Source organism: Dietzia sp. NCCP-2495, from assembly GCF_026011735.1.
In the GTDB taxonomy this organism is placed as follows: Bacteria; Actinomycetota; Actinomycetes; order Mycobacteriales; family Mycobacteriaceae; genus Dietzia.
Map to the genome: position 1 here is coordinate 72,732 of NZ_BRVN01000006.1, position 13,917 is coordinate 86,648.

Sequence of the window (13,917 nt, forward strand, 5' to 3'; positions counted from 1 at the left end):
CGGCGATTCGACACCCGTCATGTCACTTCAACACATACATTGCGAACATGAACGGATCACGTTCCCCACGGACCAGCACGCCTGACGGCGGACCCAGGCTCCCCCAGACGACGGGCACCGGGGACGTCCCGGAGGACGGCCACCGCTCCGCGGACATCGAGGCGGAGCGCCCGTCCCAGCGCGCACCGGAACTCGCCGGCCCCGGAGTCCAGGGCACCCTGCGTGCCCGCGGCCTCGCCAGCAGCCTGCGACTGTTCGTCCGGCCCGCGCTGGACCGGATGCCGCCCACCGAGTCCTCGCTCAGCAGACTCCGGGCGCTGACCTCCGGCGCCGGACGGGCCGCCGCACTGGAGACCACCAACGACTGGTCCTCGGACGGCCCCGTGCCCGGCCTGTGGGTCGGACGCAAACGGTTCTTCGACTCGGACAAGGTGATCTACCACGTCCACGGCGGCGGGTTCACGTTCGGTTCGCCCTGGTCGCACAAGGCCCTGGCCTCACGGATGGCGTCCGAGACCGGAACGCCCGTCTTCCTCCCCGACTACCGACTCGCGCCCGAGCATCCGTTCCCCGCCGCGATCGACGACACCGTCGCCGGGTTCCGGTGGCTGCTCGACAGCGGATTCCCCGCCGAGAACATCGTCGTCTCCGGCGACTCGGCGGGCGGCAATCTGGCTCTGCAGCTGATCGCACACCTCGAGGAGGCGGGCGAGACGATGCCCGCGGGAGTCGTCCTCATGTCCCCCTGGGTCGACCTGGACTTCTCCGACATGTCCGCGCGCGACAAGGCCAAGAAGGACCCGTTCCTCGCCCTGGGGATGGCCGAACTGTGCCGCGTCCAGTACGCCCCCGACATCAGCGAGGACGATCCTCGGATCTCACCCCTCAACTACACGCCGTCACCCGACTGGCCGCCCTTCCTCATCCAGTGCGGCGGCGCGGAGAACTTCGCCGGCAGTGTCGCGAAGCTGGCCGAGAAGTTCGCCGAGCACGGGGTGACCCACGAGTTCCAGCGCTGGCCGGACCAGTTCCACGTGTTCCAGGTGTTCCACCCGCTGGTCCCCGAGGCGAAGATCGCCCTCCGCGACATCGGCTCGTTCGTGCGGGGCTGCCTGCGCGGATAGCCCGGGCCGCCCACCTCGCACGCGGCTGCCCGCTCACCTCGCGTGCGGCGGCCCGCCCACCTCGCACCCACCGGCCCGCCCACTTCGCACCCACCATCGAGAAGTGGGTTCGGCACACCGCCACTCGAGAGACGTGCGCCGAACCCTCTTGACGACGTGGGGCGGGCAGGCGGCGCCCGACCGGCTCAGACGGTGAGAACGAGCCCCGAGGTGGGAACGCCGGTGCCGGCGGTCACGACGAGCTTCTCCGCCCCCGCGACCTGGTTCACTGAGTCGCCCCGCAGCTGGCGCACGCCCTCGGCGATGCCGTTCATGCCGTGGATGTAGGCCTCTCCCAGCTGGCCACCGTGCGTGTTGAGCGGCAGCGTGCCGCCTACCTCGAGCGCGCCCGGCTCGCGGACGAAGTCCTTGGCCTCGCCGCGACCGCAGAAGCCCAGTTCCTCGAGCTGCATGAGGACGTACGGGGTGAAGTGGTCGTACAGCACGGCCATGTCCATGTCCCCGGGGCGCAGCCCGGACTGGTTCCACAGCTGGTCGCCTACGATGCCCATCTCGGGCAGGCCCGCCAGCTCGGGACGGTAGTACGAGGTCATGATGTACTGATCCGGCCCGGCGCCCGACGCCGCGGCTGCGATCGAGACCGGCGTGTGCGGAAGGTCCTTGGCACGCTCGGGCGTGGTCACGACGATCGCCTGACCGCCGTCGGACTCCTGACAGCAGTCCAGCAGGTGTAGCGGCTCGGCGATGTAGCGCGAGTTCTGGTGGTCGTCGAGCGTAATGGGCTTGTCGTAGAAGAACGCGGCGGGATTCACGGCGGCGTGCTTGCGGTCCACCACGGCGATGCGGCCGAGGTCCTCACTCGTGGCGCCGTACTCGTGCATGTAGCGCTGGGCGACCATCGCCACGAACCCGGCGGGCGTGGACAGGCCGTGCGGGTAGGAGAAGGCGTTGTCCGTGCCCGAGGAGTTGACCTGCTGCACCAGCGCCGAGTTGACCTGGCCGAACCGCATCCCGGAGCGTTCGTTGAAGGCGCGGTAGCAGACCACGACCTCGGCGACGCCGGTGGCGACGGCCATGGCGGCCTGCTGCACGGTGGCACACGCCGCGCCGCCGCCGTAGTGGATACGGGAGAAGAAGTTGAGGTGACCGATACCGGCGGCGCGGGCGACGGCGATCTCGGTGTTGGTGTCCATGGTGAACGACACCAGTCCGTCCACATCCGAGGGCTCGAGCCCGGCATCGGCCACGGCGGCCTGCACGGCCTCGGCAGCCAGGCGCAGCTCGGAGCGGCCGGAATCCTTGGAGAAGTCGGTGGCGCCGATCCCGACGATCGCCGCCCGGCTTGACAGTGACTCGGTCGCGGGGGAACTCACTGCGGGTCTCCGTTCATGTAGAGGGTCGCGGTCGAGGTGACGTGCGCGCCCAACGAATCGGTGCCGACGATCTTCAGCGACACCAGTCCGTCGGCGGCGATCTCCGTGACCTCGCCGGTCAGGGTGAGCGTGTCGTAGGCGTACCAGGGCACACCGAGACGCAACTTGATGGAGGTGATCCGCGCTCGTTGCCCGGCCCAGTCGGTGATGAACCGCTGCACGAGGCCGGTGTCGGTGAGGATGTTGACGAAGATGTCCTTCGAGCCCTTCTGATGGGCCAGATCCCGGTCGTGGTGGACGTCCTGGAAGTCGCGGGTCGCCAGGGCCGAGGCCACGATGAACGTGGGCGTCCCCTCGATGGCCAGTTCGGGCAGGGTGTCCCCCACCTGGACGGCGGGCGGCTCGGCGGGACAGACCACGTCGGTCACTGCACTGTTCTCGCTCACTTGACGCCACCTTCCGTTATTTCAGGCATCTGCCGGTCGACAGGCGCCGCACCGGCGGGACGCCACGCGTACAGCGTCCACGGCTCGGTGCCGAACGCCGCGTCCTCGCTCGCGTCGCCGGGCATGTCGAGGAACTCCACCTCGACGTCCATGCCGATCCGGACCTCGGCCGGGTCGACGTCGCGCAGCTCGCCGAGCATGCGCACGCCCTCTTCCAGTTCCACCAGTGCGATCACGAACGGGAAGCGGGTACGGCCCGGCACGCGCGGGGCGTGGTGGGTGACGAAGCTGAACACGGTGCCGCGGCCGGAGGCCACCACGTAGTCGGTCTGCTCGGTCTTGTCCTTCCACAGCGCCGGCACGGGCGGGTGCTGCAGTGAGCCGTCCTCGCGCTTCTGGATGCGCAGCTCGTGGGCGGCGACGCCGTCCCAGAAGAAGCGGGTGTCCTGGGAGACCGAGGGGCGCAGCACCTTGCCCACGACCAGGTCGTCGGTGGCCGAGCCGGAGCTCGCGACGATCCGGTCGGCGGCGGCAGCGGCGGGCTCAGCGGGCGCAGCCTCGGCCTTCTTCGCGGGCGGGCGGAACTTGAGGATCCGGAAGTCCATCTCGGCGACCACCTCGTCGCCGACCCGCCAGTAGTTGCGGGTGGTGAAGAACCAGCCCTCGCCGAGCCCGGTGGTCTTGGGACCCACCACGTCCACCAGCACCGACGAGATGGTCACCTCCTCGCCGGGACGGGTGTAGCGGTGATAGGTGGAGTCGCAGTTGGTGGCCACGACGGAGGTGAAGCCCTCGGCGTCGAGCAGGTCGGTCATGTTGCCGAGCGGGTCGTCGGACTCGCGGGCCTTGCCGAGTCCGCGCATGGTCCACACCTGCGCCATCGCAGGAGGCGCGACGAGTCCGCCGTGGCCGGCCGCAACGGCCGCCTCCTCTGAGGAGTAGATCGGGTTCTCGTCGCCGATCGCCTCAGTCCAGTTGCGGATCATCGGGGTATTGATGGGATCGCGGCCGGCGCGGCGGGCGCTGCCGCCGGCGGCCCGGATCTCTTCGGCCGCGGCGAGGATCCGGCCGGCCTGCGGGTCGGAAGCACGGGCGTCGGTAGCCGTGTCGTCACTCATGGGTGCCTTTCGTACGGGGGTCGGATCAGCGGGCGGTGCGGGGCATGCCGAGGCCGCCCATGCAGGTCAGCTCTCGCATGACCTCGTTGACGCCGCCGCCGAACGTGATCACGACGTTGCGCTTGTTCATCATGTCGAACCAGCGCTGCAGCTTCGCGGTGGCGGGATCGGTCGGATCGCCGAAGCGTCCGAGCAGTTCCTCGGCGATCCGGCCGACGTGCTGGATCTTCTCGGTGGAGAAGACCTTGGAGGCGGCGGAGTCGCCCATCGACGGGTTGTCGCCCATCGCGGAGACCTGCCAGTTGAGCAGCTCGTTGAGGCGGACGATCGCGAAGATCTCGGCCAGGCCGTCGCGAACCTCGGGACGGTCCAGGTGGCGCACCCCGTCGGGACCGGTGCCGCGGGCCCACTCAACCAGCTCGTCGTAGTAGCCACCGGACCGCCCGGAGGGGGCGAGCATGACGCGCTCGTGGTTGAGCTGCGTGGTGAGCATCTTCCAACCGCCGTCGACCTCGCCGACCACCATGTCGGCGGGCACGCGCACGTCTGAGTAGTAGGTGGCGTTGACGTGGTGCGCGCCGTCGCAGGTGATGATCGGCGTGAACGAGAAGCCCGGGTCGGAGGTGTCGACGATGAAGATCGTCAGACCGCGGTGGCGGGAGTCCGGGGTGCCGGTGCGGGCCGCGAGCCAGATGTAGTCGGCGTGATGGCCGCCGGTGGTCCACATCTTCTGACCGTTGATGATCCAGTCGCCGGTGGCCTCGTCCTTCTTTGCGGTGGTGCGCAGCGACGCGAGGTCGGTGCCGGCGTCGGGCTCGGAGTAGCCGATCGCGAAGTGCACGGTGCCCTCGAGGATGCCGGGCAGGAACTTCTTCTTCTGGACGTCCGTGCCGTACTTCTGCAGGGTCGGCCCGACGGTCTGCAGGGTCACCGAGGGCAGCGGCACGTCGGCGCGCGTGGCCTCGTTGGTGAAGATCTGCTGCTCGATGTGGCCGAAGCCCTTGCCGCCGTACTCGGTGGGCCAGCCCACGCCGAGCCAGCCGTCGCGGCCCATCCGCTTGATGATCTCCTCGTACGTCTTCCCGTGGCGGGTGGTGCCGATGTCGGCGGCCTCCTCGGGCGAGATGAGCGTGGAGAAGTACTCGCGCAGCTCCGCCTGGAGCGCGCGCTGGGCGGGGGTCAGGTCGATGAACGCCTCGCCGTGGTCGGCTACCGACTCGCCGCCGGTACCGACGCTGTCCACGGGATCGGCCGCCACGGCCTCGCCGAGTCCGGTGAGCTGCAGGCGCGGGCCGCCGACGAAGCGGGCCAGGTCCTTGACCGCCGAGGAGTACCGGAACATCGGGTAGGTGATGTCCACGCCGACGCCACCGTGCAGGTGGTGCAGGACCTGCACCGCGCGCGGCCCCTCGGCGGCGAGCCAGTACGCGCCGATGGTCGGGTCGGTCTCGTAGCGGTCGGACTCACCGGTCAGCCCCTCGGTGATCCGCCACGCCACGGACTGCGCGATCACGTGCAGGGTGCGCGAGACGATGTAGACGTCGGCGAGTTCCTGCTGCACCGCCTGGAACGAGCCCAGGGGCTTGCCGAACTGCTCACGTCCCTTGAGATAGTCGGCGGTCATGTCCAGCGCACCGGCGATGAGGCCGTCGCCGTGCGCGACGCACGCCGCGATGACGAGTCGGTGGAACACCTCGAGGGCGCCCTCGTCACCGCCGCCGCGGAGCACGTCGTCGTCGTCAACCGGCGTGGACTCGAACCGCATCGCGTACTCCGGCACCCCCAGGGAGCCGAGGGTGGGGGTCAGGGTGACCCCCGGGGCGTCGGGGGCGACGACGACGAGGGCCGCACCCTCGGCGGTGGTCACCGGCACCAGGACGGACCGCGCCTGGGCCGCGTAACGGACACAGGTGACGGTGCCGCTGATCGTCCCGCCGTCCAGTCGCACGGTGGGCGCCGCGGGCAGCGGGCTGCCGGGCTCGGCCACGGCAGCGGTGAGGATCCGGCCGTCCTCGATCCCGGACAGCAGTCGCTCCTGCTGCGCCGGCGTGCCGAGCGCGACGATCGGCAGCACGCCGAAGCCCAGGGTCTCCAGGGCCGGGATCACCACGCCCGCCCGGCCGACCTCCTCGAGCACCACGGCCACGTCGGCGACCGTCAGGCCGTCGCCGCCCAGGTCCTCGGGCAGGCCGAGGGACAGCAGACCGGAGGAGGCGAAGGAGGCCCACAGGCGCTCGTCGTAGCCGGCGTCCTCCACGCTTCTACTGGGCAGCGCGGTGAGCAGCTCCTCGGCAGGGGCCGCGGTGGTCAGGGCGCCGGCCACCGCCTCGGCGACGGCGGCCTGGGTCTCGGTACGGGTGAAGTCCACGGGGGATCAGTCCTGTTCGGGAGTGGGAGGGGAAGTGAGTCAGTCGCGGGGCAGGCCGAGAATGCGCTCGCCCACGACGTTGAGGAGGACCTGCTCGGTGCCGCCGGCGATCGACAGGCAGCGGACCATGAGGAACTTCCGGCCCTGCTCGGTGAACTCCACGCCGCCGGTGCCGGTGAGCTCGAGGCCGAACTCGGCGATGTCCTGGCGGTGGCGGACACCGACGATCTTGCGGACGCTCGACTCGGCGCCCGGGCCGGATCCCGCCAGGCTCCGCAGCGCGGTGCGCAGGTCGAGGAGGCTGCCCACGACGCCGTCGGCGATGTGCTTACCGAGCTCGTCCAGGACCAGGGCGTCACCTGCGACACCGGCGGCCTCGATGAGGCCGATGATCTCCTCGGCGGCGTCACCGAGTGAGGAACCACCGCCCATGGCCACGCGCTCGTTGGCCAGGGTGGTGCGGGCGATCTTCCACCCGTCGCCCGCGGTGCCGATCTGGAACTCGTCGGGCACGAACAGGTCCTCGAGGAACACCTCGTTGAACAGGGCCTCGCCGGTGATCTCGCGCAGCGGCGAGGTGCGGATGCCCTCGGAGCGCATGTCCACCAGGAAGTAGGTGATGCCCTTGTGCTTGGGCGCGTCCTTGTCCGTGCGGGCCAGGCACATCGCCCAGTCGGCCTCGCGGGCCAGAGAGGTCCACACCTTCTGACCGTTGAGCTTCCAGCCACCGTCGACCTTCTCGGCGGTCGTGCGCAGGGCGGCCAGGTCGGAGCCGGCGCCGGGCTCGGAGAACAGCTGGCACCACTTGATTTTGCCGGCCATGGTGTCGCGCACCAGCAGCTCGGCGTGCTCCGGCGCGGCCTGCAGGACGGTCGGCACGGCCCAGCCGCCGATGGTGATGTCGTGGCGGGTCACGCCCGCGGCCTCGAGCTCCTCGTCGATGAGGAGCTGCACCGCCGGGGTGGCGCCCAGGCCCCACGGCTCGGGCAGGTGTGGCATGAACAGGCCGGTGTCGGCCAGGGCCTGCTTGCGGTCGTCGCCCTCGACGGCCGCGACCTTCTCCACGAGTGCCTTGATCTCCGCGCGCTTGGCGTCGATCCCGTCGATCTCCGACAGGTCGATGTCCAGGTGGCGACGCTGTCCGGCCAGAGTGAGGTCGGCCAGCGAGCGGCGCCAGCGGGCGGCGCCGCCGATTGCCTGGCGCAGGGCGCCCGCTCGACGCATGTAGAAGTGGGCCTCGTGCTCGAAGGTGAAGCCGATGCCGCCGAGGATCTGGATGCAGTCCTGCGAGTTGGTCACCGCGTTGTCGAACGCGAGCGCACCGGCGACCGAGGCGGCCACGGGGAGCTCGGAGTCGTCGCTCGTGAGCTCCTCGGCGGCCACGGCGGCGTCCCACGCCAGGGCGCGGACCTGCTCGGTGCGGCACAGCATGTCGGCGGCCATGTGCTTGATGGACTGGAACGAGCCGATGGTGCGGCCGAACTGCTCGCGGATCTTGGCGTACTCGACGGCCGTGGTCAGCGTGTAGTCCGCGACGCCGGCGGCCTCGGCCGCGGCGAGGGTGACGAACAGGTGGTGGACGTGCGCGGTCGTGATGCCGTCGAGGATGCGGTCCGCCGGGACGGTCACGTCCTCCAGCGAGACCCGCGCGATCGACGCGGAGATGTCGTAGGGGGTCGACGGGGTGATGGTCACTCCCGCGGTGCCGGGCTCCAGCAGGGCCCAGCGGGTGTGTCCGGAGACCTCGACGGGCAGCAGCAGGCCGCCGTCCACGGTCCCGCCATAGGCGATGCCGGGGTCGCCGGTCACCGCTCCGGAGGCGTCCAGGGTGTCCACGCCGAAGCCCAGGCAGACGCCCACGGGCAGGGCACCCTCGGCGATCTGCTCACCGAGCGCGGAGGCGATCGGACCACCGGCACGGGAGACGAGGACGCCCGCCAGGGCTGTCGAGAGGACCGGTCCCGGGGCCATGGTCGCGGAGGCGGTCTCGAGCATGCAGGCCAGGTCCACGATCTCCGCGCCGGCGCCACCGTGCTCCTCGGCGACCGCCACTCCGAACAGCCCGAGCTCGGTGAGCTGGGGCCACAGCGCCTTCCACGCGTCGGGATCGGTCTCCTGGGCGCGTACCGTGGTCACCGGTTCTGCGGTCTTCGCCCAGGCCTTGATCGAACTCTGGATCTCGGTCTGATCCGGGGTGGTGGCGATGCTCACGTATTGCTCCTCGGCACGACGGGTTGCGGTTTGCGGGTTTCGGGTGGCGGCACGCGCTCGTCGGATCGCGCCCTCGCCCGACATAATAGAACCTGTTCTAGGAAACGTGTTCTAGAATGCATCAGCACGGCCCGAAACGCACAACCGGGCCCCGATCAGCCCAGCGCACAAAGGTGTTCAATCCATGACCAAGAGCTCGACCGACACCGCATCCGGCGGTGGCGCGTCCGACAAGAACGCCGCACGCCCCGAAGAGCCCACCACCTCCTCACAGCGGGAACGCCGGCGCCGCATCCTCGACGCCACCCTCGCACTGGCCTCCAAGGGTGGCTACGAGGCGGTCCAGATGCGTGCTGTCGCCGAGAAGGCCGAAGTCGCGGTGGGCACCCTCTACCGCTATTTCCCGTCCAAGGTGCACCTGCTCGTCTCGGCACTCGCCCGCGAGTTCCGCCGCCTGGACCAGCGCACCGAGCGCTCCGCACCGCCCGGGGACAGCGCCCAGGAGCGGATGAAGGTCGTGGTGGACATGATCACCAAGTCCATGCAGCGCGACCCCAGACTCACCGAGGCCATGACGCGCGCCTTCATGTTCGCCGACGCCTCCGTGGCCAACGAGGTCGAGGAGGTGGGCTTCCACATGGACCGGATCATCGCCCGCGCCATGGCCGACGGCACCCCCGGCGAGATGCAGCTGTCGATCGCCCGCGTGGTCTCGGACGTGTGGATGTCCAACCTGGTCTCGTGGCTCACCCGCCGCTCGACCGCCGCCGACGTGAACTACCGCCTCGGCCTGACCATCGACCTACTGCTGGGCACCGACGACACCCCGCGCCGGGCGAGCCTGCACTCGGCGCTCGGGAACGGCAACGGCAACGGCAACGGCGCCGAACGCGACGTGGCCGGCGACGAGGACTCGCCGCCGGCCACCGCGCTGGCCTGACCCGCTACGGGACCACCACCGGCGGCACGTCCCGCACCACGCCCGAGACGTCGGCGGTCCACCGCAGCGGGCCGTCGGCTGGGCTCCACCCGGTCATCAGGTCAGAGACTTTGGTGGTCATCGCCCGTCCGAGCCGAAGGAACGAGGTCTCGGCGCGCTCGTCGACCTCGCCGAGAATGAGCCACCAGGCCCACGCCACGGCGCCGGCGTTGGCCACGAAGTCGGGCACCACGGCGATCCCGCGGGCCGTGAGGTCGAGCTCGGCGTCGGCGGTGGTCGCGGCGTTGGCGGCCTCTACGATGACCGGCGCCGTGATCCGGGCGCAGTTCTCGGCGGTGATCGCGTACGAGACGGCCGCGGGGACCAGCACGTCGACGTCCGTCTCCAGGATCCGCTCCCGGTCCAGGACCTGTACCCGGGCGGGCACCGCGGCGCGGTCGATCTCGCCGTAGCGGTCGCGGGTCGCCAGCAGGGCGGGCACGTCCAGGCCCGCCGGGTCATAGAGGGTGCCGGCCGCATCCGCCAGTGCCACGACCCGCATCCCGGCCTCGTGCAGGTACCAGGCGGCGCCGCCGCCCATGGTGCCCACGCCCTGGATCGCCACGGTGGTGCGCTCGATGTCCCAGTCGCGCACGCTCGCGGCGGCCAGACAGGCCTGGGCCACGCCGTACCCGCCGATCACGTCGCCGAGCAGGCCGCCCGGGACCTCGGCGTTCAGGCCGCGGTAGATGCGCTCGGTGGTGGCCGCGCAGTCGGCCGAACGCTCGATGGCCGCGTGGTAAGACTGGCGCATCCCGAGTCGCGCGAACACCTCGTCGATGAGCTGCTGCGTCACGCCCAGGTCCTCGGCGGTCACCCAGTGCCGGTCGAGGAAGGGGTGCATGGCCTCGCAGAAACGGGCCAGCACGTCCACGGCCCGGGAGTCCTTGGGGTCGAAGTCGATGCCGCCCTTGGCGCCGCCCACAGGCAGGTCGAACGCGGCGGTCTTGCGGGTCATGCCGCGGGCCAGGTCCTCCACCTCGCGCAGGGTGCAGCCGGCGCGCATGCGGGTGCCGCCGGTGGCCAGGCCGCCGACGAGGGTGTCCACCACCAGGTAGCCGCGCGCGTCGGTGCGGTCGTCCTCCCAGTGCAGCCGCAGGTACGGCTCCCGCGTGGAGGCGGCCGGTGACGCGACGGGCGCCGCCGTCGCCCCGCCGGTGCCCGGGTTCGTGGCCGGGGTCCCTGCCGTGCACGGTATCTCGATCGACGTCATGGTGCTCGCCTCCTCGCGGTGGTCGTCGCCTGCCCGGCGACTGCCGTCCCCGCGGCTTCTCCGGGGGTCGTTCCTCCAGCATGCGGCGGGTATTTGCGGGGGTCCAGCGAGGATTGCTGGAGGCCATCGTTCAGTTTTCCTACACGGTCCGTGCGGTTCCTCCTACCCTCGGGTCATGGAGCTGTCGCTGCACCGTCTGAGGTTGCTCCACGAACTGGAGCGCCGGGGTACCGTCACTGCGGTGGCGGATGCCCTGAACTACACGGTGTCGGCGGTTTCCCAGCAGCTCGCGCTGCTGGAGCGGGAGGCGGGGACGTCGCTGTTCGAGCGCCGCGGGCGGGGCCTGGTGCTGACCGAGGCCGGGCTGCTGCTGGCCGGTCACGCCCGAACCATTATGGGCGCGGTCGAGGATGCCACCCACGCCATGGCCTCGGCCCGGGACGGCGGGACCACCACGCTGAAGGCCGGGGTGTGGGCGTCGGTGGCCACCACCCTGCTGCCCGCGGGCCTGGTGGTGCTGGGCCGCGAGCATCCGGAGATCGGCGTGCGGACCCGCGAGCTGGCCCCGGAGGACACCACCGGCGCGGTCCGCGACGGCTCGCTGGACCTGTCGTTCGTGCTGGACTACTCCAGCTACCCCATGGCCCGGGTGCCCGAGCTCGTCCGCGTGCCGATCGCCGTGGAGGCCCTCCACGCGGTGGTGCCGCGCGGGACGATCCGGGCAGCGCAGGTCTCGCTGACCGACCTCGAGGACGCGCCGTGGATCATCGCCAGCCCGCGCTCGCACTTCGGCCGCGCGGTCCGGATCGCGTGCCGCGAGCACGGCTTCGACCCGCAGGTGCGGCACGAGGCGGGTGAGCAGTCCACCGCGCTGGCGCTGGTCGCCGCCGGGCTGGGCGTGACCGTGGCCTCGGACCTGGGCCTGGTCACGGCGCCCGAGGGGGTGGAGGCGTTGCCGCTGGTGGAGTCGCCCACGCGCACCGTGTCGGTCACCTTCCGCGAGCGCGACACCCGCCGGCGGTCACTGCAGGCGTTCGTCGAGGCCTTCCGCGAGGGCGCCCGGCACGTGGGACTGCCCCCCGCCGGCTGAGCCGGGCGGTTCAGACCGGCCCGCGCTACTCAGGGCCGGCGCGCGAGGAAGTCCGGCCGGCGTGGGGTGCCCGCGTACGGCTCGGCCAGCGCGTTGTCCACGCTGTTGAACACGATGAACACGTTGGCCCGCGGCATCGGCGTGATGTTGCCGCCGGAGGCGTGCAGCGCGTTGCAGTCGAACATCGTCATGGACCCGGTCGGGCCGGTCAGGACGTCGAGGCCGTGCGAGCGGTACAGCTCGGCGATGTGCTCCTCCGAGGGCACCCCGATCCGCGGCGCCGTGCTCACCAGCGACTCCTTGTAGTAGTCCTCCGGCGTCTCGCCCGCGCACTGCACGAAGTACTTCTGGGTGCCGGGCATGATCATGAGCGGCCCGTTGTAGGTGCGGTTGGGCGTGAGCGCGATCGAGGCGCTGCAGGCGCGCGGGCGCGGCATGCCGTCCTCGGCGTGCCAGGTCTCGAAATCGGAGTGCCAGTAGAAGGCGCCACCGGCGAACCCGGGCTTGTAGTTCATGCGGCTCTGGTGCACGTATACCTCGGAGCCGAGGATTTCGCGGGCCAGGTCCACGGCGCCGGAGCGCTCGACGGCCTCGGCCACCACGTCACTGAGCAGGTGCACGTCGAAGATCGACCGCACCGCCTCGCTGCCGCGCTCACGGATGACCCGCGGGTCGTCGGCCATCGCGGGGTCGTCGCCGATCCGCCGCAGCTCCTCGAGGCAGGCGTTTACGCGCGCCTCGTCGAGGGCGGCCTCGCGCTGGACGTAGCCGCGCTCGGCGAAGTCGTGCAGCTCCGGGTCCTGCGCGTCGGTCCACACCACCGGATCCGGTCGGTCGACGATCTCCGGTGTCCCGCTGACGCGGGTGTTGTAGGCATCGACTGCCAGGGTCATGTCTCTCCTCTCGGTCGGTGGCCCGTCTCGTGACACGGGCCCTCGGGCCCGACTGTAGGAGCGACCGGGAGACCGGACAACCGCTCAGTTACTGACGTATCCCCGGGTTTTGTCGACCGCCGGGCCGGGCGTGCCGCCGTCACACCACGTGCGCAGGTGGCTGAGGAACTGCTCGGAGAGGGTGTCGCGCCAGCCCACCACGTCGCCGCACATGTGGGCGCTGATGTGCGCGCCGTCCAGGGTCCACAGCGGGTCACCCTGGGGTAGGGGTTCGACGACGACGACGTCGAGATGAGCGCTCAGTCTCCCGGACGCGATCTCCTTGGTCAGGGCGTCCTGGTCGATCAGCTTCCCGCGGCCCACGCTGATCACGTGGGCTCCCTCCTGCAGCGCCGCCAACTCGTCCCGCCCGAGCATCCCCTCGGTGGCCTCGGTCAGCGGCGCCACCATTACCAGGTGGTCCACGGCCCCGAGATGGTCGGCCAGCCGAGCGGAGTCCACGACGGTGCCGAAGTCCTCGTCGTCGTCGCGCGGTCGTCGCCCCGCACCGGTGACCTGGACCCCGACCGCCCGCAGGAGCCGCGCGGTGGCCCGGCCGATCCCCCCGGTGCCCACCACCAGGGCGCGGCGGCCGGCGACCCGGGTGGTCTCGCGGTGGCGCCAGATGCCTGCGCGCTGCAGCTCGGCGCTCTCGTGGAGGCGCTTGTCGTGGGCCAGCACGCACGCCAGCACGTACTCGGCGATCGGCCCGTCGTACACCCCGCGCGCGTTGGTCAGGAGCACGTCGGCGGTGCGCAGCTCGTCGAAGAGCAGCTTGTCGACGCCCGCCGAGGCCGCGTGGATCCAGCGCAGGGAGTCGGCGGCGGGCCAGGCAGGGGCCAGCGCGCCGGAGAAGAAGTCCCACATCAGGAGGATCTCGGCGCCTGGGAGCGCCGCGGCGAGCGTGTCGGCGGTAGCGATCCGGACGTCGGCGAGCTCGCGGATCGCGGCGAGATCGGCGGGGTCGGGCACCTGGTCGGCGGTGAGGATCACGAGAGTCGGCCTGGAGGACATAGGACCACCGTAACCCGCCGGAATCAGATGTTGTCGGATTGTTGACAAT

11 protein-coding genes and 1 pseudogene are annotated in these 13,917 nt (G+C 71.0%); 3 read left to right on the forward strand and 9 right to left on the reverse strand.

What is annotated here, in order from left to right; all coding sequences use genetic code 11:
• Positions 1–47 precede the first annotated feature (47 nt).
• Positions 48–1,124 carry an alpha/beta hydrolase gene (locus OPF83_RS07720; RefSeq protein ID WP_264886767.1) on the forward strand — a complete coding sequence of 359 codons (1,077 nt, stop codon included), beginning with the start codon at positions 48–50 and terminating at the stop codon, positions 1,122–1,124.
• Between the two features lie 185 nt (positions 1,125–1,309).
• Here the strand turns inward: OPF83_RS07720 and OPF83_RS07725 are convergent, their stop codons facing one another.
• The 6 genes and pseudogenes from OPF83_RS07725 to OPF83_RS07745 form a co-directional block, all read right to left on the reverse strand.
• Complete coding sequence (locus OPF83_RS07725; protein ID WP_264886768.1) at positions 1,310–2,497, reverse strand: lipid-transfer protein; 1,188 nt, start codon at positions 2,495–2,497, stop codon at positions 1,310–1,312.
• Positions 2,494–2,943 (reverse strand): MaoC family dehydratase, encoded by a 450-nt coding sequence (locus OPF83_RS07730; protein WP_375546229.1) that lies wholly within the window; start codon positions 2,941–2,943, stop codon positions 2,494–2,496. Before OPF83_RS07730 ends, OPF83_RS07725 begins: the two co-directional genes overlap by 4 nt.
• Positions 2,940–4,061: a bifunctional MaoC family dehydratase N-terminal/OB-fold nucleic acid binding domain-containing protein gene (locus tag OPF83_RS07735; protein WP_264886769.1), complete on the reverse strand. Its 1,122-nt coding sequence runs from the start codon at positions 4,059–4,061 to the stop codon at positions 2,940–2,942. Before OPF83_RS07735 ends, OPF83_RS07730 begins: the two co-directional genes overlap by 4 nt.
• A gap of 25 nt (positions 4,062–4,086) precedes the next feature.
• Entirely contained in the window at positions 4,087–5,304 is a 1,218-nt protein-coding gene (locus tag OPF83_RS17395) for an acyl-CoA dehydrogenase family protein (RefSeq protein ID WP_309297758.1), read from the reverse strand.
• Between the two features lie 102 nt (positions 5,305–5,406).
• Positions 5,407–6,429: pseudogene (locus OPF83_RS17400) on the reverse strand (acyl-CoA dehydrogenase family protein); the annotation flags it as partial.
• A gap of 39 nt (positions 6,430–6,468) precedes the next feature.
• Positions 6,469–8,640, reverse strand: coding sequence for an acyl-CoA dehydrogenase (locus OPF83_RS07745; RefSeq protein ID WP_264886771.1), 2,172 nt, complete (start codon positions 8,638–8,640; stop codon positions 6,469–6,471).
• Positions 8,641–8,824: 184 nt separating this feature from the next.
• On the opposite strand from OPF83_RS07745, the gene kstR reads away from it, so the two are divergent.
• Complete coding sequence (kstR, locus tag OPF83_RS07750) at positions 8,825–9,580, forward strand: cholesterol catabolism transcriptional regulator KstR (RefSeq protein WP_264886772.1); 756 nt, start codon at positions 8,825–8,827, stop codon at positions 9,578–9,580.
• Positions 9,581–9,584: 4 nt separating this feature from the next.
• Here kstR and OPF83_RS07755 read toward each other — a convergent pair whose 3' ends face one another.
• Entirely contained in the window at positions 9,585–10,832 is a 1,248-nt protein-coding gene (locus tag OPF83_RS07755) for a Glu/Leu/Phe/Val dehydrogenase dimerization domain-containing protein (protein ID WP_264886773.1), read from the reverse strand.
• A gap of 175 nt (positions 10,833–11,007) precedes the next feature.
• Here OPF83_RS07755 and OPF83_RS07760 point away from each other — a divergent pair, with 175 nt between their 5' ends.
• Positions 11,008–11,922 (forward strand): LysR family transcriptional regulator, encoded by a 915-nt coding sequence (locus OPF83_RS07760; protein ID WP_264886774.1) that lies wholly within the window; start codon positions 11,008–11,010, stop codon positions 11,920–11,922.
• Positions 11,923–11,951: 29 nt separating this feature from the next.
• Here OPF83_RS07760 and thpD read toward each other — a convergent pair whose 3' ends face one another.
• Positions 11,952–12,815 carry an ectoine hydroxylase gene (thpD, locus tag OPF83_RS07765; protein ID WP_264886775.1) on the reverse strand — a complete coding sequence of 288 codons (864 nt, stop codon included), beginning with the start codon at positions 12,813–12,815 and terminating at the stop codon, positions 11,952–11,954.
• Between the two features lie 84 nt (positions 12,816–12,899).
• Positions 12,900–13,868, reverse strand: coding sequence for a D-2-hydroxyacid dehydrogenase (locus OPF83_RS07770; RefSeq protein ID WP_264886776.1), 969 nt, complete (start codon positions 13,866–13,868; stop codon positions 12,900–12,902).
• Positions 13,869–13,917: the final 49 nt, after the last annotated feature.